The 22,138-nt window shown below is 65.9% G+C and carries 18 protein-coding genes; 10 read left to right on the top strand and 8 right to left on the bottom strand.

All coding sequences use genetic code 11. From position 1 onward, the window contains the following. Positions 1-7 precede the first annotated feature (7 nt). Positions 8-1,675 carry a malonate decarboxylase subunit alpha gene (gene mdcA, locus IFU00_17275; protein MBD8544038.1) on the bottom strand — a complete coding sequence of 556 codons (1,668 nt, stop codon included), beginning with the start codon at positions 1,673-1,675 and terminating at the stop codon, positions 8-10. Positions 1,676-1,700: 25 nt separating this feature from the next. Next, positions 1,701-3,119, bottom strand: coding sequence for a hypothetical protein (locus IFU00_17270; protein MBD8544037.1), 1,419 nt, complete (start codon positions 3,117-3,119; stop codon positions 1,701-1,703). Positions 3,120-3,327: 208 nt separating this feature from the next. Between IFU00_17270 and IFU00_17265 the strand changes: the two genes are divergently transcribed. Continuing rightward, positions 3,328-4,368, top strand: a complete 1,041-nt coding sequence (locus tag IFU00_17265; protein MBD8544036.1) for a TIGR01777 family protein — start codon at positions 3,328-3,330, stop codon at positions 4,366-4,368. A gap of 59 nt (positions 4,369-4,427) precedes the next feature. Next, positions 4,428-5,069, top strand: coding sequence for a uridine kinase (gene udk / locus IFU00_17260; GenBank protein MBD8544035.1), 642 nt, complete (start codon positions 4,428-4,430; stop codon positions 5,067-5,069). A 44-nt stretch (positions 5,070-5,113) separates the two neighbouring features. Here the strand turns inward: udk and IFU00_17255 are convergent, their stop codons facing one another. After that, positions 5,114-6,034, bottom strand: coding sequence for a LysR family transcriptional regulator (locus IFU00_17255; GenBank protein ID MBD8544034.1), 921 nt, complete (start codon positions 6,032-6,034; stop codon positions 5,114-5,116). Positions 6,035-6,282: 248 nt separating this feature from the next. Here IFU00_17255 and IFU00_17250 point away from each other — a divergent pair, with 248 nt between their 5' ends. The 7 genes from IFU00_17250 to IFU00_17220 all read left to right on the top strand — a co-directional run bounded on the left by IFU00_17250 (position 6,283) and on the right by IFU00_17220 (position 14,332). Beyond that, positions 6,283-8,565 (top strand): TonB-dependent receptor, encoded by a 2,283-nt coding sequence (locus IFU00_17250; protein MBD8544033.1) that lies wholly within the window; start codon positions 6,283-6,285, stop codon positions 8,563-8,565. A gap of 39 nt (positions 8,566-8,604) precedes the next feature. Further along, positions 8,605-9,804 carry a substrate-binding domain-containing protein gene (locus tag IFU00_17245; protein MBD8544032.1) on the top strand — a complete coding sequence of 400 codons (1,200 nt, stop codon included), beginning with the start codon at positions 8,605-8,607 and terminating at the stop codon, positions 9,802-9,804. A gap of 10 nt (positions 9,805-9,814) precedes the next feature. Beyond that, positions 9,815-10,606, top strand: coding sequence for an ABC transporter ATP-binding protein (locus tag IFU00_17240; GenBank protein MBD8544031.1), 792 nt, complete (start codon positions 9,815-9,817; stop codon positions 10,604-10,606). Then, positions 10,593-11,339 carry an ABC transporter ATP-binding protein gene (locus IFU00_17235; protein ID MBD8544030.1) on the top strand — a complete coding sequence of 249 codons (747 nt, stop codon included), beginning with the start codon at positions 10,593-10,595 and terminating at the stop codon, positions 11,337-11,339. Before IFU00_17240 ends, IFU00_17235 begins: the two co-directional genes overlap by 14 nt. Before the next feature lie 8 nt (positions 11,340-11,347). Then, positions 11,348-12,370: a branched-chain amino acid ABC transporter permease gene (locus tag IFU00_17230; GenBank protein MBD8544029.1), complete on the top strand. Its 1,023-nt coding sequence runs from the start codon at positions 11,348-11,350 to the stop codon at positions 12,368-12,370. 2 nt (positions 12,371-12,372) lie between these two features. After that, positions 12,373-13,458 carry a branched-chain amino acid ABC transporter permease gene (locus IFU00_17225; GenBank protein ID MBD8544028.1) on the top strand — a complete coding sequence of 362 codons (1,086 nt, stop codon included), beginning with the start codon at positions 12,373-12,375 and terminating at the stop codon, positions 13,456-13,458. A 214-nt stretch (positions 13,459-13,672) separates the two neighbouring features. Then, complete coding sequence (locus tag IFU00_17220; GenBank protein MBD8544027.1) at positions 13,673-14,332, top strand: choice-of-anchor J domain-containing protein; 660 nt, start codon at positions 13,673-13,675, stop codon at positions 14,330-14,332. A gap of 60 nt (positions 14,333-14,392) precedes the next feature. Here the strand turns inward: IFU00_17220 and ppa are convergent, their stop codons facing one another. From ppa to hemC, 5 genes are all read right to left on the bottom strand, one after another. Continuing rightward, the gene (ppa, locus tag IFU00_17215; GenBank protein ID MBD8544026.1) at positions 14,393-14,932 is read right to left on the bottom strand and encodes an inorganic diphosphatase; all 540 of its coding nucleotides are present in this window, start codon (positions 14,930-14,932) and stop codon (positions 14,393-14,395) included. A gap of 61 nt (positions 14,933-14,993) precedes the next feature. Continuing rightward, a complete protein-coding gene (locus IFU00_17210) occupies positions 14,994-16,190 on the bottom strand; it encodes a heme biosynthesis protein HemY (protein MBD8544025.1) in 1,197 nt (398 codons plus the stop codon). Between the two features lie 2 nt (positions 16,191-16,192). Next, positions 16,193-17,374, bottom strand: coding sequence for a uroporphyrinogen-III C-methyltransferase (locus IFU00_17205; GenBank protein MBD8544024.1), 1,182 nt, complete (start codon positions 17,372-17,374; stop codon positions 16,193-16,195). Next, positions 17,371-18,159, bottom strand: coding sequence for a uroporphyrinogen-III synthase (locus IFU00_17200; protein ID MBD8544023.1), 789 nt, complete (start codon positions 18,157-18,159; stop codon positions 17,371-17,373). Before IFU00_17200 ends, IFU00_17205 begins: the two co-directional genes overlap by 4 nt. Beyond that, positions 18,152-19,159, bottom strand: coding sequence for a hydroxymethylbilane synthase (gene hemC / locus IFU00_17195; protein MBD8544022.1), 1,008 nt, complete (start codon positions 19,157-19,159; stop codon positions 18,152-18,154). Before hemC ends, IFU00_17200 begins: the two co-directional genes overlap by 8 nt. 149 nt (positions 19,160-19,308) lie before the next feature. On the opposite strand from hemC, the gene ppc reads away from it, so the two are divergent. Beyond that, the gene (ppc, locus tag IFU00_17190; GenBank protein MBD8544021.1) at positions 19,309-22,134 is read left to right on the top strand and encodes a phosphoenolpyruvate carboxylase; all 2,826 of its coding nucleotides are present in this window, start codon (positions 19,309-19,311) and stop codon (positions 22,132-22,134) included. Positions 22,135-22,138 lie beyond the last annotated feature (4 nt).

Below are 22,138 nucleotides of genomic sequence, written 5' to 3'. Positions count from 1 at the left end.
TTGTTCCTTACCAGTTCCTGAAGCGCTTCGGCGGGTCGTACAACCCGCCCGATGCGCGCACCAGGCCCTTCATGTTCTTGGCGGCCAGCAGGTCGCGGGTCGCCATGCGTTTGTCGATGCCGAGATCTTCCGGCCGGCGAATGATGCCCCGGTCGCGCAGGTTCTCGACCATGCGCTTGTCGCGCGCCATGCCCACCGGCGTGTAGCCGGCCACGCCGCGGATCGCCTGTTCGCGCTCTTCGTCCGTGCGGCACAGCAGCAGGTTGGCGATGCCTTCCTCGGTCAGGATGTGGCTGACGTCGTCACCATAAATCATCACCGGCGGAATCGCCATACCGGCCTGCTCGGCCAGCTGCCAGGCGTCGAGCTTCTCGACGAAAGCGGGCGCCATGTGCTCGCGGAAGGTCTCGACCATCTGCACCACCAGCTTCTGTCCGCGCGGGATCATGTTGCGGCCTGCGCGCGCCTCTTCGCCGGCTTTCAGCCACGCCTTGCTCGGATGGCGCCGGCCACGCGCATCGGCGCCCATGTTCGGTGCGCCGCCAAAGCCCGCGATGCGCCCCAGCGTGGCGGTCGACGAATTGCCCTGCAAGTCAATCTGCAGCGTCGAGCCAATGAACAGGTCGCACGCGTAGTGCCCGGCCGCCTGGCAGAAGGCGCGGTTGCTGCGCATCGAGCCGTCCGGCCCGACGAAGAACACGTCGGGGCGCGCGCGGATATAGTTTTCCATGCCCAGCTCGGAGCCGAACGAGTGCACCGATTCGACGAAGCCCGCTTCGATCGCGGGGATCAGGGCCGGGTGTGGATTTAATGCCCAGTGACGGGCAATCTTGCCTTTCAGGCCCAGGCTCGCGGCGTAGGTTGGCAGCAGCAGCTCGATGGCGGCGGTGTCGAAACCGATGCCGTGGTTCAGGCGCTCGATCTCGTACTCGGCATAGATGCCCTTGATGGCCATCATCGCCATCAACACCTGGATCTCCGAGATCAGGGCCGGATCACGCGTGAACAACGGCTCGATGTAGTACGGCGTGGGCGACTGCACGACGTAGCCGACCCAGTCGCCGGGAATGTCGATGCGGGGCAGCTTGTCGACGATCTGGTTCACCTGCGCGATCACGATGCCGCTCTTGAAGGCCGTCGCTTCGGCAATCGCCGGCGTGTCTTCGGTATTCGGGCCGGTGTACAGATTGCCTTCGCGGTCGGCCATTTCGGCGGCCACCAGCGCCACGCGCGGCGTCAGGTCGATGAAGTAGCGGGCGAACAGCTCGAGGTAGGTGTGGATCGCACCGATATTGAGCTTGCCCGACTGCGCCAGCTTGGCCAGGCGGCCGGCCTGCGGCCCCGAGAACGAGAAATCGAGTTTCGACGCGATCCCCTTCTCGAACACGTCCAGGTGTTCCGGCAGCGACAGCACCGACAGCAGCATGTGCAGGTCATGCACGCGCGCCGTATCGACGCGCGTCAGGGCCTTGCCGAGAAAGTCGGCCTGCTTCTGGTTGTTGCCTTCGAGGCAGACGCGGTCGCCCGGTTCGAGCACCGCGTGCAGCAGCTCGACGATGTGCGAGGCCTGGACGACCTTGCCGTCGAGCGCACCGCCGAGGGCGGCGCCGGCGCGGGCCAGGCGCTCGCTGCGGTTACGTTGCTGGCCGGTCCAGCGGCCTTCAGCATGATTCATGATAGTTCCTAAAATTTGCGTGGCCTTACAACACCACGAACAGCAGCCACACGACGATCGGTGCCACCAGCGTCACGATACCGCCATAGATCATCAGCTGGCGCAGGAATACGTCGCGGTCGATGCCCTGGGCACTGGCCAGCACGAGTGCGCCATTGGTCGAGAACGGGCTGACGTCGACGATGGTCGAGGCGACAGCCATGGCAGCGATGAAGCCGATGGCGTCGACACCGGTGCCGGACGCCAGGAACGGCACGGCCAGCGGAATGAGCGAACCCAGCACCGCAGTCGACGAGGCAAAGGCCGAGACGATGGCGCCGACAAACAGCAGCAGCAAGGCCACCATCAGCGGCGAGGTCAGGCTGGCGACGCTGTCGCCGACCCAGGTGATGGTGCCCATCTTCTGCAGAACACCGACATACGTGCTCACGCCGACGATCAGCATGATCTCGGGCCACGACACCTGGCCGATCGCGCGCTTTTGCACTTGCGGCGACAGAATTGAAATCAACAGGCCGATGGTGAGGGCAACGAAGCCGATATCGAGCTTGTACAGCAGCGTGAGCACGGCCAGCGCGATCAGGCCGACGACGGTGAACATCTGGTGGAAGGTCGGCCCGGCATGCAGGTCGATGTCGCCGGTGCCCAGGCCCGAACCGGGGCCGCCGTTGCCGACGGCGCCGACAGCGGCAGTCGAACGCTGCGCGGTGAGGCGCTCTTCGCTGCCGGTTTCATTCTCGGCATCGCCATAGATCTGCGGACCCTGCGCTGCGACCGCCACCGGTGGCGTGAACGGCGTCATCGGACGCACGCCAGCGCCGGACTTCGGCATTTCCTGGCGCATCAGCTTGGCGCCGCCGAACACGAAGAACAGAATGATCGACACGGCCAGATTCACGCCCAGGCTGGTGAAGGCAGTGGTCAGCGGTGAAATCGGCAAGCCGGCTTCCATGACGACCTTGTTGGTAATGCCGCCATAGATGCTGATCGGCGAGAAGCCGCCGCCCTGCGCGCCGTGGATGACCAGCAGGCCCATCATCAGGGGATTGATCTTGTACTTGGCAGCGAAGCCCAGCGCAATCGGGGCGATGATCGCCACTGCGGCCGGACTGACGGCGCCAACCGAGGTCAGGAGCGCGGTGACCGCGAACATGACCCACGGAATAGCGGCGATGCGCCCACCGACGGCGCGCACGGCCAGTCTGACGAGCCAGTCGATCGTGCCATTGTTCTGGGCCTGCGCGAACAGGAAGGTGATGCCGACCAGGGTCAGGAACAGCTCGGCCGGGTAGCCGGCCATGATGGCCTTGGTCTCCATGCTGAAGACGATGGTGCCGACCAGGAATGCGCCGACAAACGCGATGACGCCCATATTGATGGGCATGGCGGTGGCGACGATGAACATGAGCGCCAGAACGCAGATTGCAATGACATGAGAGGACACAGGGTGGCTCCTACGAGGTGCGAAGGCCGGTTCCACCCGGCGCGTCGCTGGTGATACGTCTCCAATGCATGGCCTGTCGCCATCGCCTCCTCGGACCGTGGTCTCGGGAGCTTTGCGGGGCCGGCCATGCTCTTTTGTTATGCAGGTTGTGCGGCCAAGGTAAACCCGATCGCTTTCGAGATCAATTACGCTGGGGTACTAACGTTTACTGTCAGCGGAAGTGTTACATTCCTGTCTTGGCAGAATTGAGAACACTGAACCGGAGAACAAGTTGACAACGAGTGCGACACCGACATCCAACAAGGCACCGAGCGTGTTCGACACGGTCGCCCGCTGCGTGCTGGTCACCGGCGCCACGGGCTTCGTCGGCCAGCACCTGGTGCGCGCGCTGCTGAAAGACGGTCACGACGTGATCGCGCTGACCCGCGACGTGGCGCGCGCTGCCACGCTGTTCGGTGGCCGGGTGCGCGCCATCGCCGCGATGGATGATCTGCCACTTGACCACCAGGTCGACATCGTCGTCAACCTGGCCGGCGCCCGGATCCTCGGCCAGCGCTGGACCGACGCGCGCAAGGCCGCGCTGCGCCAGAGCCGCGTCGCATTGACGGAGAAAGTGGTCGACTGGATTGGCCGCGCCAGTCACAAGCCGCGGCTGCTGCTGTCGGCATCGGCGATCGGCTACTACGGCATCCAGCGCATTGGCGACGACGCCAAGCTCGACGAAGCAGCGCCGCCGCAGCCGATGTTCATGTCGGACCTGTGCCGCGAGTGGGAAGCCGCTGCCGCCGGCGCCGTGCGCCATGGCGTGCAGGTCGAGTGCATGCGCTTCGGCCTGGTGCTGGGCGAGCAAGGCGCGCTGCCGATGATGCTGCTGCCGATCCGGCTGGGCATCGGCGGCCGGCTGGGCAGCGGCCGCCAGTGGCTGTCATGGATTCACATCGACGATCTGGTCGGGGGCATCGCACATCGCTGGAAGCAGGCGCTCAGCGATGCGTCTGCGCCGACGTTCGGTGCAACCAATTTCACCGCGCCAATCGCCGTGTCGCAACTGGAATTCAGCCAGGCAGCCGCGCGCGTCTGGAAACGTCCATGCGTGATCCCGACGCCCGGCTGGCCGATGCGCCTGGCGCTGGGCGAGCAGGCTGATTTGCTGCTCGAAGGCCAGCGCGTGGTGCCGCTGCGGTTCGCCCGTGAAGGGTTCGAGTTCGCCTATCCGGCGCTGGAAGCCGCGCTGCGCAGCCTGAAGTAACGGCGGCGCCAGGGGCCTCGGGGCCTGTCGGTCAGGTCCGGATTCCGGTATCATTCGGCATGCTCAGTTTTCCTTTTCAACCGTTTATTATTGGCGTCGCGGGCGGTAGCGGCAGTGGCAAGTCCACGGTGTCCAGGCAAGTGCTGTCCACGTTCGGCACCGAGATGGTCTCGGTCGTGATGCAGGATGATTATTACTGCGACCAGACGCATCTCAGCCCCGAAGTACGCACCCAGCAGAATTACGATCATCCGCAGGCGTTCGAGTGGTCGCTGCTGGTGCAGCACGTCCAGGCACTGCGCCGGGGCGAGTCGATCGACATGCCCGAGTACGACTTCACGCTGCACAACCGCTCCGACCGCACCATCCGGGTCAAACCGGCCCCGGTCATCGTCATCGAAGGCCTGTTTGCCCTGTATGACCCGGCCCTGTGCGACATGATGTCGCTGAAGATCTTCGTCGACACCGCATCCGACATCCGCTTCATCCGCCGCATGCAGCGCGACATCACGGAGCGCGGCCGCTCGGTGGAAAGCGTCATCAGCCAGTACCTGGACACCGTGCGCCCGATGCACAAGCAGTTCATCGAGCCGACCAAGCGCAATGCCGACGTCATCATCCCGCACGGTGCGAACAATCCGGCGGTCGACATGATCACCACCAAGGTCGCCAGCGTCATCAACCAGCTCAAGCGCCCGTAAAGCTGGCCGGGCGCTGATCCGCACTGGCATCGGCGCCAACCTGGTCAGCCCGCCGGCGTGCGGTGCTTCAGCATCCGGCACACCGCCGCCAGCGCCAGCAGGTTCGGATCCCGCTCACGCACCCGCAGGAAGCTCAGGCCGATCGTCTGGCGCATCAGGTAATCGCTCTTGAGCGGAATCAGCTGGACCTTGTCGCCGAACGCATGGCGCACGCGGCCCGGCAGCAGCGTGTAGCCGATCCCCGCCCCCACCAGGTTCATCAGTGAGAAAATATCGCCCACGCGCGTGACGATCGTCGGTGCATATCCGGCGATGCGGAATGCTTCCTGGAACCCGCTGAAGGTCACGAAACCATCCTTCAGGCAGACGAATTTCTCGTCTGCACAGGCGCGCAGATCGACTTCGGCCATCCCCGCATAGGGCGAGCCGGCCGGCGCCGCAAAGAACACCTCGTCCTCGAACAGCGCGATCGATTCGATATCCGGATCGGGTTCGGGCACCGCCATCAGCGCCGCATCGATCGCATTCTGCTTGAGTTTGTGCAGCAGATCGGCATTCGAGCCCAGCACCAGTTCGGTTTCCAGTTCCTGCTTGCGCAGCTTGATGCCGATGATGACATCGGGGATGGTGCCGGTCGTCAGCGAATACAGCGAGCCGATTTTCAAGTGATCGGCTGAATAACCGGCGGCCGAGCGCGTCGCTGCAATGCCGTCCGCCATCAGCCGCACCACGTCGCGGCTCACGTCCGCCAGCACCTGCGCGGCATCGTTGGGAATCAGGTTGCGGCCCTGCAGACTGAACAGCTGACAACTCATTCCATCTTCCAGCGAATGCAGCGCGCGATGCACGCTGACGGCGCTGATGTCGAGCATGCGCGCGGCGGCGTTCAGGTTGCCGCCTTCCATGTACGCCAGCAGGATCTCGAGTTTGCGGAAGGTGATGTCGTCGCTGATCTGGCTGCGCATGGGGGCCCTCGTGAAATGGATACATGACGAGGATACATCAACCGCCCGCGTGAGTCGTCAATCGCCAGGCACCGGCACAGCTTGGTGATGCAACGCGCATGGGTTCGACCATCTGTTGCAACGCCGCCATTCGAACTGCGTATTCATGGGAGCGCTTGTTGGTGCGCAAGGTGACGCATGGTGCGCTCGGGCACATTCCCCCTTTGAGCGACACATCCACCGTGGCGACGAACAATAAGGAGACATCCATGCGTCCGATCAGAAAGATGAAGCTGCTGCATCCGTCCACGTGCGCCCTGCTGGCCGCGTGCAGCGGCGCCATCGGCGCCGTCCATGCCCAGGAAGCGACGGCCGCCCCGGCTGCGGCGACTACCGACGACAATATCTCGCGGGTGGTGGTCACCGCGCGCCGGCGCGAAGAATCGCTGCAGGATGTGCCGGTGTCGGTCACCGCATTTTCGGCCGACCAGCTCTCCAAGCAGGCGCTCCCCGACGTGACTGCCCTTGCGCTGTCGCTGCCCAACACGACGCTCAAGGCATCGCGCGCCACCAACAGCACGCTCACGGCGTTCATCCGCGGCGTCGGTCAGGCCGATCCGCTGGCCGGTTTCGAGTCGGGCGTGGGCATCTATGTCGACGACATTTATTTGGCCCGGCCGCAGGCCGCCGTGGCCGACATCTATGACGTCGAGCGCATCGAGGTGCTGCGCGGCCCGCAGGGCACGCTGTACGGCCGCAACACGATCGGCGGCGCGCTCAAGTACGTCACCCGCAAGCTTGGCCCCCAGCGCGACGTGCGCGTGCGCGCCACGCTTGGCGACTACGGACAGCGAGACGGCGTGCTCACGGCCAGCGCGCCGCTGACCGACACGGCGCGCATCGGCGGTACGTTCGCGCGCTTTACGCGCGACGGCTTTGGCGACAACCTGACCACCGGCAAGGGGAACTACGACAAGGACGTCACCGCCGGCCGGGTCTCAATTGAACTCGTGCCGAACCAGGACCTGTTCGTCCGCCTTGCCGGCGACTTCACGCAGGACGATGCCAACCCCAAGAACGGCCATCGCCTGCTCGTCGGACGCACGAGCGGCGCGCCCATCCTGAACGACGTGTTCGACACGCGCGGCAATCTCACGAAAGTGCTGGGCCGCGACCAAGAAGTGCGCTCGTACGGCGGCTCGGTCACGGTCGAGTACACCGTCGACAGTGCGTGGCGCCTGAAATCGATCACGGCCGCGCGCCGCGACAAGTCATGGGCGCCGATCGACTTCGACGCCCTGCCCGTCGTGGACATGGAAGTGCCGGCGCTGTACACCAACCGCCAGTTCAGCCAGGAGCTGCAGGCGACCTACAGCGGCGCGCGCCTGCAGGGCGTGGCCGGCGTGTACTACATGGACGCCAACGCCTTCAACCAGTTCGACACCATCCTGGCCGGGGCGGTGCCCACGTCGACCTTCACGCTGGGCGACATCGATACGAAGGCCTGGGCCGCCTACTTTGACGGCAGCTACACGCTCGCCGAGGGCCTGAGCCTGTCGCTGGGCGGACGCTACACGGTCGACCAGCGCGAAGCCGACGTGCTGCGCCAGATTTATTTTGGCCTGGCCGGCTCGCCCCGGATGGGCAATCCGAACGCCATCCTGTTTCGCACCGATACCGATTTGCGCGGCGGCCTGCTCGAGCGCAAGGACAAGAAATTCACGCCGCGCGTGGCACTGAGCTGGAAGATGAACGATGCCCACAACCTGTACGCGTCGTACTCCGAAGGCTTCAAGGGTGGCGGGTTCGATCCGCGCCTGAACGTGGTCGGCACGCGGCTCCCGATTGCCACCGCGCGCGCCGGCTATGCGCCGGAAACGATCGAGACAACTGAACTTGGTCTCAAGTCGGCCTTCAATGGCGGGCGCATCACGACCAACCTGGCCGTGTTCCACAGCGATTATCAGGACGTGCAGATCCCGGGCTCGATCGCCATCGACACCAACGGCGACGGGCGCGACGACAGCTTCGCCGGCGTGACAACCAATGCCGGCAAGGCACGCATCAAGGGCGTCGAACTCGAGGCGGTCGCCAATATCACGCCCAACTTCATGGTGGCCGGGATGTACAGCTACATCGACGCCAGCTACCGGGAATACATCGTGGCCAATGTCAATGTGGCCGGCCAGCGCACGTTCCAGAACACGCCGAAGAATTCGGCCAACTTGCGCGCCAATTACGACATCCCGCTTCCGGTCATGGGCCACAACGGACGCGTCTCGCTGATCGGCAGCTATGCATACAAGGGCGCCACCAGCCAGTTCGAAACCGCATCGATCCTCGACCAGGACTCGTACAGGATCTGGGACGCGAGCATCGTCTGGACCCGCGCGGATGGCAAGGTACGCGCCGGCCTGCATGGCAAGAACCTGGGCGACGAACACTATAAAACGGCCGGCTACCTGTTCCCGACGCTGGGCAACGAAGGCACGCTGACCGCCTTCTACGGCAATCCACGCACGGTGTCGGCAACGCTTGAACTGCGCTTCTGAACCGCGGCCACGCCTGACAAAACATCACGAGGAGACCGCATGCACCATTCGATCAGATCCTTCGCCCTGCCCCTGCTGGCTGCTTTCGCAATGGGCGCCGCGCCCCATGCAAAAGCACAGGGCAAGGACTTTAAAGTTGCCCTCATCGCCGGCAAGACGGGCGCACTGGAAACCTATGCGCGCGAGACCGAGAGCGGCTTCATGCTGGGCCTCGAGTACCTGACCAGGGGCAGGATGACCATCAATGGCCGCGCCATCAAGGTCATCGTCAAGGACGACCAGAGCAAACCCGATCTGGGGCGTACGCTGCTGGCCGAAGCGTATGGCGACGACCGCGTCGACATTGCGGTCGGCACCACCTCGTCCGCCTCGGCGCTGGCCATGCTGCCAGTGGCGAAGGAATACAAAAAGGTCTTGATCATCGAACCGGCCGTGGCCGATGCGATCACGGGCGACAAGTGGAACAAGTACATCTTTCGCACGGCGCGCAGTTCGATGCAGGATGCGCTGGCCGCCGCCAGCACGCTCAAAAGCGGCAGCGTGGGCTTGCTGACCCAGGATTATGCGTTCGGGCGCGATGCGATCAAGGCCGGCAAGGAAGCGTTGATCGCCACCGGCAGCAAGGCCAGCGTCGTCCACGAAGAATACGCGCCGCTCGCGACGACCGACTTCACCGCATCGGCGCAGCGCCTGTTCGATGCCCTGAAAGACAAGCCGCAGCCGCGCGTGCTGGCCATCGTCTGGGCCGGCCCGAGTCCGATGAACAAGATCGCCGCCATGAAACCCGAACGCTACGGCATCGCGCTGGCCCCGGGCGGCAATATCCTGCCCGTGATGCAGACCTGGAAGGCCCATGCCGGCACCGAGGGCACGATCTATTACTACTACGGTTTTCCGAGAAATCCGATGAACGACTGGCTGGTGGCGCAGCACATGAAGCGCTACAAGACCCCGCCCGACATGTTCACGGCCGGTGGCATGGCCGCCGCCAGCGCGGTCGTGGCGGCGCTGAGCAAGGTGCCGGACGGCGATGGCGACAAGATGGTCGCCGCGATGGAAGGCATGCGCTTCGGGACGCCAAAAGGCGCCATGGTCTTTCGCAAGGACGACCACCAGGCGATCCAGCCGATGTACCACTTCCGCATCAAGAAGGACCAGAAGAACGACTGGGATCTGCTCGAACTGGTGCGCGACATCCCGGCCGACGAGATGCCGCTGCCGGTGCGGAACAAACGCTGACATGGCTGACATGGCTGCCGCCAGCGCACGCGCTGCGCCGTCCCTGTCCACGCGCGGGCTGACGATCCGCTTCGGCGGGCACGTTGCCGTCAACGCCGTCACGGCCGACTTTTATCCGGGCACGCTCACCGTCATCGTCGGGCCCAACGGCGCCGGCAAGACCACGTGGTTCAACCTGATCTCGGGCCAGTTGCGCGCCAGCGCCGGCAGCGTGCACCTGCATGGCCGCGACATTACGCGTCTGGGCGCTGCGCGCCGCACGCGTCTTGGCATCGGCCGCGCCTTCCAGCTCACCAACCTGTTCCCGTTGCTGTCAGTGATCGAGAACGTGCGCCTGGCGGTCCAGAGCCGCGCCGGCATTGGCCTGGACTTCCTGTCGGTCTGGTCAAGCCACCGGGATCTTATCGAACGCGCCGACTATTACCTCGAGCGCGTGGCGCTGGCGGCGCGGCGCGACATGCTGGTGGGCGCGCTGTCGCACGGCGACCAGCGCAAGCTCGAAGTCGCGATCCTGCTGGCGCTGCAGCCGTCCGTGATGATGTTTGACGAACCCACTGCGGGCATGAGCGCCGACGACGTGCCGGTCGTGCTCGACCTGATCCGCGAAGTCAAGGCCGACGCTGCCCGCACCGTGCTGCTGGTCGAGCACAAGATGGACGTCGTGCGCCAGCTGGCCGACCGCATCGTCGTGCTGCACAACGGCGCGCTGGTGGCCGATGGCGAACCGTTTGAGGTCATGGCATCCGCCATCGTTCAGGAGGCTTATCTTGGAACGTCCGACACCGAACATGCTCGCGCCTGATCCGGCGACGCGCCAGCCGCTGCTGCGCCTAGCCGGCGTGCACACGCACATCGGTCAGTACCACATCCTGCACGGTGTCGACCTGCAGGTGGCGCGCGGCGAACTGGCCGTCCTGCTGGGGCGCAATGGGGCCGGCAAGACGACGACGCTACGTACGATCATGGGTCTGTGGCGCGCCAGCAGCGGCAGCATCCACTTCGATGGCAGCGACATCACCCGGCTGGCCACATCGGACATCGCGCGCGCCGGCATTGCGTACGTGCCCGAAAACATGGCCGTGTTTTCCGACCTGACGGTGCGCGAGAACCTGGTGCTGGCCGCGCGCGACGGCCCGCTCGACACCGCGCGCGTCGACTGGCTCTGCGGCTTCTTCCCGGCGCTGCGCACGTTCTGGCACCGCCCGGCCGGCAACCTGTCCGGTGGCCAGAAACAGATGGTGGCCATTGCGCGCGCCATCGTCGAACCGCGCAAGCTGCTGCTGGTCGATGAGCCGACCAAGGGCCTGGCGCCCGCCATCGTGCACAGCCTGATGGCGGCGTTTCGCGAGCTGAAAGCGCAAGGCGCGACGATCCTGCTGGTCGAGCAGAGCGTGCACGTCGTGCGCGCGCTGGGCGACACGGCCAGTGTGATGGATGGCGGCCGCGTGGTGCATGCCGGCCCGATGGCCGTGCTGGCGGGCGACGCCGCGCTGCAACAGCGCCTGCTCGGCCTGTCCCTCGACATCCAACCCTAGGAACGCCCATGTCCCTCGCTCCCGCTGTCCCGTCGACCGACGCCCAGCTGCCGGCCACCCGCCGCGACATTGCGCCACTGCTGCTGGTGCCGGCGCTGATCCTGGCCATGCTGCCGCTGGTGGGCAGCTGGTCGACCTGGGTCACCCTCACCGTCGCGGGCCTCGCGATGGGCATGATGATCTTCATCATGGCCAGTGGCCTGACCCTCGTATTCGGGCTGATGAACGTGATCAATTTTGGCCACGGCGCGTTCATCGCGGTCGGCGCGTTTTCCGCCACGCTCGTGCTGCTGCCGCTGCGCAGCTGGCTCGAGATGGATTCCCTGCCCGTCAATCTGGCCGTGCTGGCGCTGGCGATTGTCGTCGCCATGCTCGTCACGGCGCTGCTGGGCTGGGCCTTCGAGCGGCTGCTCATCCAGCCCGTCTATGGAAGGCATCTCAAGCAGATCCTGGTGACGATGGGCGGCATGATCGTGGCCGAGCAGCTGATCCACGTTGTCTGGGGCGCCGCGACGATCGCCGTGCCGCTGCCCACGGCCCTGCGCGGCGCGTTGCTGCTGGGCGACGCGGCCATCGACAAGTACCGCCTAGTGGCGGTTGCGGTCGGCCTGGTGGTGTTTGCCGCGATGTACCTGATCCTGAACCGCACGAAGGTCGGCCTGCTGGTGCGCGCCGGCGTTGAACATGGCGAGATGGTCGAAGCGCTCGGCTACCGCATCCGGCGCCTGTTCGTGCTGGTGTTCGCGGCCGGCGCGGGTCTGGCCGGCCTGGGCGGCGTGATGTGGGGCCTGTACAAGGAAACGCTGACGGCGGCGATGGGCGGCGAGATCATGGTGATGCTGTTCATCGTCATCATCATCGGCGGCCTGGGGTCGGTCGGTGGCTGCTTCATCGGCGCGCTGCTGATCGCCCTGGTGGCCAACTACACCGGCTTCCTGGCGCCCGGGATCGCGCTGGTGTCGGGCATCGTCCTGATGATCTCGGTCCTGCTGTGGCGGCCTGCCGGGCTGTATCCAACGGGGCTGGGCTGACCATGCTGCGGCAACTGTTATCGGGCGATCTGCCACGCAGCCGCAGCCTGACGGCGCTGCTGGTCGTGATCGTGCTCGGGCTCGCGCTGGCGCCGTTCCTGACCTCCGGTGCACGGCCGCTCAATACGGCGGCCACGATCTGCGTCTATATCGTGCTGGTGGCTTCCTACGACCTGCTGCTGGGTTATACGGGCATCGTGTCGTTCGCCCACACGATGTTCTATGGAATCGGCGCGTATGGCGTCGGGCTGGCGCTGGCGCGCGTCGATGACCCCACCTGGGGCGTCGCCATGACGGGGCTCGGCCTGGCGCTGCTGCTTGCGCTGGCCCTGGCGCTGGTGGTGGGGCTGTTCGCGCTGCGTGTGCAAGCCATCTTCTACGCGATGATCACGCTTGCCGTGGCCTCGTCGTTTGCCGTGCTGGCCTCGCAACTGTCCGATTTCACCGGCGGCGAGGATGGCGTCACGTTCAGCGTGCCGCACGTGCTTTCTCCTGCCTATCGGCTGGTCGAGCACGAGGTATTCGGCCGCTATCTCGATGGCCGGCTGCTGACCTATTACGTCGTGTTCTTCGGCTGCCTGCTGCTGTTTCTGTTCCTGCTGCGGCTGGTCAATTCGCCGTTCGGGCGGGTGCTGCAGGCGATCCGCGAAAACGCGTTTCGCGCCGAAGCCCTTGGCTACCGCACGATGGTGTACCGGATCTGGGCCAATGTCCTGGCGGCGCTGACGGCAAGCCTGGCCGGCGCCCTGATGGCGCTGTGGCTGCGCTACGTCGGCCCGAAAACGTCGCTCGGCTTCGAGGTCATGACCGATATTTTGCTGATCGTCGTGATCGGCGGCATGGGCACAATGTATGGGGCGGTCGTGGGCGCGACGCTGTTCATCCTGGCCCAGAACTATCTGAAAGACTGGATGGCGCACGGCGCTGCCGCGCTGGACGGCGTACCGGTACTGGCCGCCGCCCTGCACCCGGATCGCTGGATGCTGTGGCTGGGGCTGCTGTTCATCCTGTCGATTTACTGGTTCCCGGTTGGGATCGTTGGCAAGCTGCGGCTGCGGGCGTGGCTGGCGGCGCGCTCTCTGCGCTAAGAACATTCAATTCTCAAACATCCGTCGTATGCGACGTCGGGTTGAACGCGTGGACGGGAAACCCGTCCACCCTACGACCTCGGCGACTTTTTTTGGTTCCCCTTCCCCTTTTGCGTGGCGCCGGGCACGTGACCCGACAGCCCCAACGCACCGCAATACCGCAGCGCGCGCCGTTTCTATGATGAAGCCTCGATCCACGACGCGACGGCTTATCATGCAGCGACTCAATTACATGCTCGCCACACCAGAGAGCCCGGCCGCCTGTGCCCCTCACCCCACCCAGGCAGCCGGAACCGAGGTACTCAGCGAAGATTTCGGCAACCTGGCCGACTCGCCCGGCTGGGCCCGCGTCAACCGCAGCATCCAGCCCGGTGCGCCGTGGTGCCAGGGCAATCCCGACATCTTTCCCGCCCAGGCCGGCGTGCCGGACGCGTACGCCGCCGCGAGCTGCCTCAGCGCCGCCCACGGCATTGGCCGCGTCGACAACTGGCTGATCACGCCCACGCTGACGCTCAGCGGCTTGACGACATTGTCGTTCGTCATCAGCCGCGAACGGGTCGACGGCTTCGACGACCTTCTCGAAGTGCGCTTCGGCCGCGACAGCGGGACCGCCGCAGCGTCCTTCGACACGCTGCTGGCCAGCATCGGCGGCGCCGCCGACTTCCCCGCACAATGGCAGCCATGGCACCTCGACCTGACGGTGGACGGCGCAGGCCGCTTCGCGTTTCGCTACCTCGGCGACGCCGCAAGATTGAGCCATGTCGGGCTCGACGCGGTGCGCGTGGTCACGCGCCTGCCGGAACCCACCAGCCGGCTGTTGCTGGCCGAGGGCCTGGGCGTGCTCGGCCTGCTGCGCCGTCACGAGCGCCACTGACGTAAAAAAGCCGGCAACCCTCACGGGCCGCCGGCTTTCAACTACTGCCTGCGCGCTGGCTTATGCCTGGGCGCCCTTGTTGTACGCTGCCACGCCGGCAACGATCTCGGCTTTGGCTTCATCGATACCCGCCCAGCCTTCGATCTTGACCCATTTGCCGGCTTCCAGATCCTTGTAGTGCTCGAAGAAGTGCTGGATCTGCTTCAGGCGCAGCTCTTCCACGTCGTCCAGCGACTGGATTTTCTTGTACATCGGCAGCACTTTTTCGATCGGCACTGCGATGACCTTGGCGTCGCCGCCGCCGTCATCGGTCATCTTCAGCACGCCCAGCGCGCGGCAACGGACCACGACGCCTGGTGGCAGCGGGAACGGGGTGATGACCAGCACGTCGCATGGGTCGCCGTCGTCGGCGATGGTTTGCGGCACGTAGCCGTAGTTGCACGGGTAGTGCATGGCCGTACCCATGAAACGATCGACGAAGATCGCGCCCGTGTCCTTGTCGACTTCATACTTGACCGGATCGGAGTTCATCGGGATTTCAATGATGACGTTGAAGTCGTTCGGCACGTCTTTGCCGGCTGGGACGTTGTTCAGGCTCATGATGGGATCCTTGGTTGCTAAAGAGTCAAAATTAGTCCGCCATTATAGCGAAAGGCACGCGTTACAACACAGTCGCCAGTGCGCACTGCCGGTAATGCTTGGCGGCCAGCTCGTCCTGCCCCAGTGCTTCATGCATCTGGGCCAGTTTCAGATGCGCTTCGCGCACCATCGCCGCTTCGGTCGCGTCCGACAAGGCTTGCTCAAGATAGCGCTGAGCCTTGCCCCACAGCTTCTGTTTCAGGCACAGCGTGCCAAGTGTGAGCGCCAGTTCGGCGTCCTGCGGCCGTTCACGGCGCCACGTTTCGCACGCTTCGATCTGGGCCAGCAGCGATGGCGAGCCGGCCGGGCTGGCCGCGTCGCGGTAGGCGCGCACGACGCGCTCGTCCCAGTTGGCCTTGAGCGACTCTTCGGCAATCGCGCGCGCTTCGTCGTGCAGGCCGCGCGCATTGAAGGCGCCGGCGGCGCGCGCCGCGACGTACGGCACCGTGCGGTCTTGCGGGGGCACCGTGGCCCAGGTCCAGCGGATGGATTCGGCGTCGTGGTCTTCCCCGCCCAGCAGCGCTTCGTAGGCCATTTCGCGAAGGCGCCGCGCCAGCGCCGGATGCAGTGCGTTGCGCTTGTCGAGGATGCGCACCAGGCGCAGCACCTCGGGCCAGTTGCGCGCCTGCTGGTTGGCCTTCATTGCCCACTGCAGCGCGTGGATGTGGCGCTGGCCGCTGGCATTGAGTTCGGCCACCGCTTCGAGCGCCGCCTCGGGGCGGTGATCGTCGACCAGCAGTTCGGTCAGCGTCATCAGGCGCGCCGTCTTGAGCGTGGTGTCATGCGAGATGCCGGCCAGCCAGGCGTCGCGCCGTGCCGGCTCGCGCATGCGGTGCGCTGCGCGCGCGCCGATCAGCGCTGCCAGGCCCGTGTTCTCGGGCAGGTCGGCAGCGCGCATCGCCGCTTTTTCGGCGTGGCCGAAGCGACCTTCGAACAGCGCCTTGAGCGCGTCGCGCAAGCCCTTGTTGCCATCGCGCTCGCGGCGGCGCTGGCGGTATGCCGCCACCCGCTGCGGCATGCGCGCCGTCGCGTAGAAGGTGCGCACCAGCACGTACAGCGTGGCGAACAGCAGCATCAGCACGACGACGAACAGGTTGAGCGACATGTCGATCCGGTGCGGTGGATAGAACAGCACCACATTGCCCGGATTGAAGCGCGCCGTCACCGCGATGCCGATGGCTGCGGCCATCAGCGTAACCAGCCAGATGAGTAAGCGCATGGTTATTGCTTCGCTTTGTAGTTGCGCACCGCGCCCAGACTCTCGGCCAGCGTCGGCAATTCGATCGTCAGGTCATTGGCCTGCACCTGGCGCAATGCCGCCTGGGCCGATTGCGTCGTGCGGGCGCGCGTGTCGAAGTACTTGGCCAGCATGGTCTGGGCCGTGGTCAGGTCGTCGCGGAACGTGGCTTCGTTACGCGACAACAGGGCCAGGCGCGCATTGAGCAGGCGCAGCTTGAGGTTTTCGCGGACAAAGAACGACTCGCTCGGCGACAGCATCAGCGCCTCGGGGTCGTCGACGCTGCGCACGCGGATCAGCTGGCGCACGTCGTCCCACATCTCCTGGCTCCACATGCTCCAGGTCTGCAGCAGGCGCTGGCCCACGCCCAGCGACTCGGGCGGGACGGCCGGTGCGGCGCTCTTGGCTGGCGCGGCCGCGGCCTCGAGCCGGCGCGTCGTGCGCACCGGCGCCACTGGCAGCAGCGGCTTTTCGTCAGCCAGCATCGGCAGCGTCTCGACCTGAGCGATCACATTGTCCAGGCGCAGCGCGACACCGGCCAGATCGACGGCCGGCAGGGCCTTGAGCTTGTCGATGTCGGCCGCGATCGCGCGGCGGATGGTCAAAAATTGCGGCGCGTTCGAGCTCGAGACGGCGCGGTCGGCGTTCTGCAGCGCGATCAGGGCGCCCTGCACATTGCCGGCCAGTTGCAGCTGCTGGCTTGCAGTGGCGAGCACCTGCTCAATTTCGGACAACGCCCACTCGTCGCGGTTCTGCGACAGGTCCTTGTAGAGCTGCTCGAGCGCGACCTGCTGGCTCTGCGCTTCGCTCTGGCGGCTTTCCAGCACGCCGACCTTGATCTGCAGCTCCTTCGACTGGTCGGCCACGTCGCGCGCAAGCGCCGCCGTCTCGGCATTGACCGCATTGCCCTTCTGCAGGCTGCGCGCCATGTCCTGGCGCAGCGAATTGATGCGGCTGTGCGACGAGACGGTCTGCACGGCCAGCATTGCGGCCAGTGCGATGACGGCCAGCGGCAACGGCTGCGCCACGCGGTCGAACAGGCCGCGCGCGGCCGGACCGCTCACGCGCGGCGCAACAGGCGGCACCTGCGCCTCCTCCGGCTTGGCAAGGCTGGGAGCGGGCACGCTGGCCTGAGGCTGGTCTGGGTTGTTCGGCAATTCGTTCATTCTTGTGATTGTAACGCTGCTAGTAGGCGTGCATCGCCGGAACCGGTGAGGCGCACGTGTTCCAGGCCCAGATCGCGGGCCGTCTGTGCAATCCGCGCATGGGGCACGATCAGGCGCTGTTGCATCAATCGCGCCATCAGCGCATTGTCGTCGATGGTTTGCACCAGCCCGGCCAGGCCACGCAGGGCTTCCGAGCTCGTGATTATCCAGTCGTTTGGCTGTGCCAGCAAGGCGCGCAATCGTGTGGCCAGTTCCGCCGTCAATACCGGCGTCGCACGGCGATACGCGGTCACCGGTTCGACCCGGGCGCCGGCGGCGCGCAAGGCGTCGGCCAGCAACTCGCGGCCACCGTCGCCGCGCACGATCAGCACACGTTTGCCGGCGTACGCCGCCAGGTCAAGGCGCTGCAGCAAATGCTCGGAATCGCTGTGTGCACTGTCGGCCGGGCTGAAAATCGTGAACGTGTCACCCGTCACGCCGTGGCGCGCCAGCGCGGCGCGGCTGCCATCGCCGACGATCGCCACCGGCACGGCCACGGGCCAGGCGTCGATGTGCGCGAACGCAGCATCGATGGCATTCGGAGACACGAACGCGACCAGCGCAAACCGGTCGAGTTCAGCCAGCGCCGCGCGCAGCGGCGCGGCATCCTCGACCGGGCTGATCTCGAGCAGCGGCAAGAGCACGGCCGTCCGGCCACTGGAGGCGACCGCCTGCGCCAGCGCATCGGCCTGCGCGCGCGGGCGCGTGACGACGACGACGCGCGCCGTCTCAGGCAGGTCAGTCATCCTGGTTTGCCGCGGCATCGAGACGGCACGCCGCCAGGATCGCATTCGCATCCTGCTGGGCCAGCAACTCGGACACCTGCTCGCCCAGATACTCGGGCTGCTCGACCGGACCGCTCACTTCGGCGTGTGCGCTGCGCTTGCCGTCGGGCGTGGCAACCATCGCGCGCAGGCGCAGTTGGCCGCCCTGCACGGTGGCGAACGCCGCCAGCGGGATCTGGCAGCTGCCGCCAAAGATGCGCGAGACCTTGCGCTCGGCCAGCACGGCGCTGGCCGTGTCGTCGTGGTTCAGCGGCGCCAGCACGGCGCGCAGGTCGACGCCGTCGCTGCGCGCGCTGCTCAGGATCTCGATCGCCATCGCGCCCTGCCCGGCCGCCGGCAAACTCATTTCGGGTTCGAGCAAAGCGCGGATGCGCTGCGGCAGGCCGAGGCGCTTGAGGCCCGCAGCGGCCAGGATGATGGCGGCATATTCGCCGCGATCGAGTTTGCCCAGGCGCGTATCGAGGTTACCGCGCAGCGGCAGGATGACCAGGTGCGGATAGCGCGCCGCAATCAGCGACTGGCGGCGCAGGCTGCTGGTGCCGACAATGGCGCCGGCCGGCAGCGCATCGAGGCTGGCGTAATCGTTGGACACGAACGCGTCGCGCGGGTCTTCGCGTTCGAGCACCGCGGTCAGTTCGAAGCCTTCGGGCAGCTCCATCGGCACGTCCTTGAGCGAGTGCACGGCCAGGTCGGCGCGGCCTTCGGCCATCGCGACTTCGAGTTCCTTGACGAACAGGCCCTTGCCGCCAACGGCCGACAGCGTGCGGTCGAGAATCTGGTCGCCGCGTGTCGTCATGCCGAGAATCTCGACGCGGCACTGTGGATATAATGCGACGAGCCGGTCGCGTACGTGCTCCGCCTGCCACATGGCCAGGCGGCTCTCGCGGGATGCGATAATGAGTTTTGACGGCGCTGACGCCGAAGTACCCTGCGAAGTTCCCTGCGAAGTACTTTGCTGTATAGCTGCTAACACACGAATTCTTTCACTGTCATTGGGCCGATCCGGCCGATGCCGGTAACCGCTCCCTGCATAAGATCACAAATTTTATCATGGGGGCCTCTTGCAGACCGTGGCCAACCGCCCTCGCACAACGCTTACTTGTGGTCGATATGAACAATCCTGCTCTCCCTGACGTAACCGCCGGCGCCGACAAGGACGCGCCGCTCAAAGAAGACATCCGCCTGCTTGGCCGCCTGCTGGGCGACGTATTGCGCGACCAGGAAGGCGCCGACGTCTTCGACCTCGTCGAAACCATCCGCCAGACCGCCGTGCGCTTCAGGCGCGACGACGACCCGGACGCCAGCAAAGAACTCACGACGATGCTGCACGGGCTCACGCGCGACCAGACCATTTCGGTCGTGCGCGCGTTCTCATACTTCTCGCACCTGGCCAATATCGCGGAAGACCAGCACCACAACCGCCGCCGCCGTGCGCACCTGCTGGGTGGCTCGGCGCCGCGTGCCGGCAGCATCAGCTACGCGCTGGACAAGCTCGCTGGCGCCGGCATCGGCCGCGACGAAGTGCAGGCGTTCTTCAACGAGGCGCTGATTTCGCCCGTACTGACGGCGCACCCGACCGAGGTGCAGCGCAAGAGTATCCTGGACGCCGAACACGATATCGCCCGCCTGCTGGCCGAGCGCGACACGCCGCTCACGCCGCGCGAGCGCCAGCGCAACGAGCAGATGCTCCATGCGCGCATCGCCACGCTGTGGCAGACGCGCATGCTGCGCTACTCCAAACTGACGGTGGCCGACGAAATCGACAACGCCCTGTCCTACTACCGCATCACCTTCCTGCGCGAACTGCCGGCGCTATATGACGACATCGAGTTTGAAATCGCCGAACAATACGGCCCTGACGACGGCGCGCAGGATACTGCGCCCAAGCCGCACGCATCGTACCTGCAGATGGGCAGCTGGATCGGCGGCGATCGTGACGGCAACCCGAATGTCAACGCCGACACGATGCGCCACGCGCTGACGCGCCAGTCGACGACCATCCTCGATTTCTATCTCGACGAAGTCCATGCGCTGGGCGCCGAACTGTCGGCTTCCACGCTGCTGGTGGACGTCACGCCGGCGCTGGAACTGCTGGCCCAGAACTCGCCCGACGCCTCGCCGCACCGCAGCGACGAGCCTTACCGGCGCGCGCTGATCGGCATCTATGCGCGCCTGGCCGCCACCGCGCGCGAGCTGGGCGTGGGCCACATCCTGCGCAAGGAAGTCGGCCACGCCGCGCCCTACCTCGACCCCGAACTGTTTGCGGCCGACCTGGAAACGCTGGCCGACTCGCTGCGCCAGAACCACGGCGCGATGCTGACCATGCCACGCCTGGCCGGCTTGCTGCGCGCGGCGCGCATCTTCGGCTTCCACCTGGCCTCGCTCGACATGCGCCAGAGCTCGGACATCCACGAGCGCGTACTGGCCGAACTGCTGGCCCGCGCCGGCGTCGAGGCTGACTACGCTGCGCTCGACGAAGACGCCAAGGTCGCGCTGCTGCTGCGCGAACTCGACAGCGCCCGGCCATTGATCTCGCCATGGGACACCTACGGCGAAGAGACGACGTCCGAGCTGGCGATCCTGCGCTGCGCGCGCGAGATCCGCCTGCGCTACGGCCCGCGCGCGATCCGCAACTACATCATCTCGCACACCGAGACGGTGTCCGACCTGCTCGAAGTGCTGCTGCTGCAAAAAGAGACCGGGCTGCTGCGCGCCAGCAGCACGACCGGCGAAGTGATGGTGATTCCGCTGTTCGAAACCATCCCGGACCTGCAGCGCGCGGCCGGCATCATGGATGCCTGGATGGCGCTGCCGTTCGTGGCCAACGTGATCGCCAAGCAGGGCCACCTGCAGGAAGTCATGCTGGGCTACTCCGACTCGAACAAGGACGGTGGCTTCCTCACATCGAACTGGGAGCTGTACCAGGCCGAGCTGAAACTGGTCGAGGTATTCGCGCAGCAGAAGGTCAAGCTGCGCCTGTTCCACGGCCGCGGCGGCACGGTCGGCCGTGGCGGTGGACCGAGCTACGACGCGATCCGCGCCCAGCCGCCGGGCACTGTCAATGGCCAGATCCGCCTGACCGAACAGGGCGAGATCATCGCGTCCAAGTTCTCGAATGCCGAAATCGGCCGGCGCAATCTGGAGCTGCTGGTGTCGGCCACGCTGGAAGCGAGCCTGACGCCCAACACCGCCAGCGAAGCGCAGACCGGCCGCCTGCACCGCTTCGAGTCGGTGATGGCCGAGCTGTCGAATCGCGCCTACAAGGCCTACCGCGACCTGGTCTACGACACGCCCGGCTTTACCGACTACTTCTTTGCGGCCACGCCGATCGCCGAGATCGCGGAGCTGAACCTCGGTTCGCGCCCTGCGTCGCGCAAGTCGACCCGCCGCATCGAAGACCTGCGCGCGATTCCGTGGGGCTTCTCGTGGGGCCAGTGCCGCCTGCTGCTGCCGGGCTGGTTCGGCTTTGCGTCGGCGGTCCATGGCTGGCTCGGTGAAGGCGAGCGCGAGGCGAAACTGGCCGAGCTGCGCACGATGTTCCAGGAGTGGCCGTTCTTTGCCACGCTGCTGTCGAACATGGACATGGTGCTGGCCAAGACCGATCTGCCGATCGCCCGGCGCTATGCGGAGCTGGTGGCCGACGTGGAGCTGCGCGAGCGGATCTTCAAGCGCATCACGGCCGAACACGCACTCACGCTGACCATCCTGGAAGACATCACCGGCACGGGCGAACGCCTGCAGGGCAATCCGCTGCTGGCGCGTTCGATCCAGAACCGGTTCGCCTACCTGGACCCGTTGAACCACCTTCAGGTGGAGCTGATCGGCCGGCACCGGGCACTGGCGCTCGATCCGGCAAGCCAGGTCGATGCGCGCGTGCACCGGGGCATCCACCTGTCGATCAACGGCGTGGCGGCCGGCCTACGCAACACGGGCTAACGGT

The sequence above is a fragment of the Oxalobacteraceae sp. CFBP 8761 genome, assembly GCA_014841595.1.
Taxonomy (GTDB): domain Bacteria; phylum Pseudomonadota; class Gammaproteobacteria; order Burkholderiales; family Burkholderiaceae_D; genus Telluria.
This window is presented reverse-complemented; position numbering and strand designations above follow the sequence as displayed.

Bases quoted from the DNA above. Each gene is read 5' to 3' on its own strand.
- mdcA (MBD8544038.1), bottom strand. From the start codon at position 1,675: ATGAATCATGCTGAAGGCCGCTGGACCGGCCAGCAACGTAACCGCAGC.
- udk (MBD8544035.1), top strand. From the start codon at position 4,428: ATGCTCAGTTTTCCTTTTCAACCGTTTATTATTGGCGTCGCGGGCGGT.
- IFU00_17255 (MBD8544034.1), bottom strand. From the start codon at position 6,034: ATGCGCAGCCAGATCAGCGACGACATCACCTTCCGCAAACTCGAGATC.
- IFU00_17250 (MBD8544033.1), top strand. From the start codon at position 6,283: ATGCGTCCGATCAGAAAGATGAAGCTGCTGCATCCGTCCACGTGCGCC.
- IFU00_17245 (MBD8544032.1), top strand. From the start codon at position 8,605: ATGCACCATTCGATCAGATCCTTCGCCCTGCCCCTGCTGGCTGCTTTC.
- IFU00_17240 (MBD8544031.1), top strand. From the start codon at position 9,815: ATGGCTGCCGCCAGCGCACGCGCTGCGCCGTCCCTGTCCACGCGCGGG.
- IFU00_17235 (MBD8544030.1), top strand. From the start codon at position 10,593: ATGCTCGCGCCTGATCCGGCGACGCGCCAGCCGCTGCTGCGCCTAGCC.
- IFU00_17230 (MBD8544029.1), top strand. From the start codon at position 11,348: ATGTCCCTCGCTCCCGCTGTCCCGTCGACCGACGCCCAGCTGCCGGCC.
- IFU00_17225 (MBD8544028.1), top strand. From the start codon at position 12,373: ATGCTGCGGCAACTGTTATCGGGCGATCTGCCACGCAGCCGCAGCCTG.
- IFU00_17220 (MBD8544027.1), top strand. From the start codon at position 13,673: ATGCAGCGACTCAATTACATGCTCGCCACACCAGAGAGCCCGGCCGCC.
- ppa (MBD8544026.1), bottom strand. From the start codon at position 14,932: ATGAGCCTGAACAACGTCCCAGCCGGCAAAGACGTGCCGAACGACTTC.
- IFU00_17210 (MBD8544025.1), bottom strand. From the start codon at position 16,190: ATGCGCTTACTCATCTGGCTGGTTACGCTGATGGCCGCAGCCATCGGC.
- IFU00_17205 (MBD8544024.1), bottom strand. From the start codon at position 17,374: ATGAACGAATTGCCGAACAACCCAGACCAGCCTCAGGCCAGCGTGCCC.
- IFU00_17200 (MBD8544023.1), bottom strand. From the start codon at position 18,159: ATGACTGACCTGCCTGAGACGGCGCGCGTCGTCGTCGTCACGCGCCCG.
- ppc (MBD8544021.1), top strand. From the start codon at position 19,309: ATGAACAATCCTGCTCTCCCTGACGTAACCGCCGGCGCCGACAAGGAC.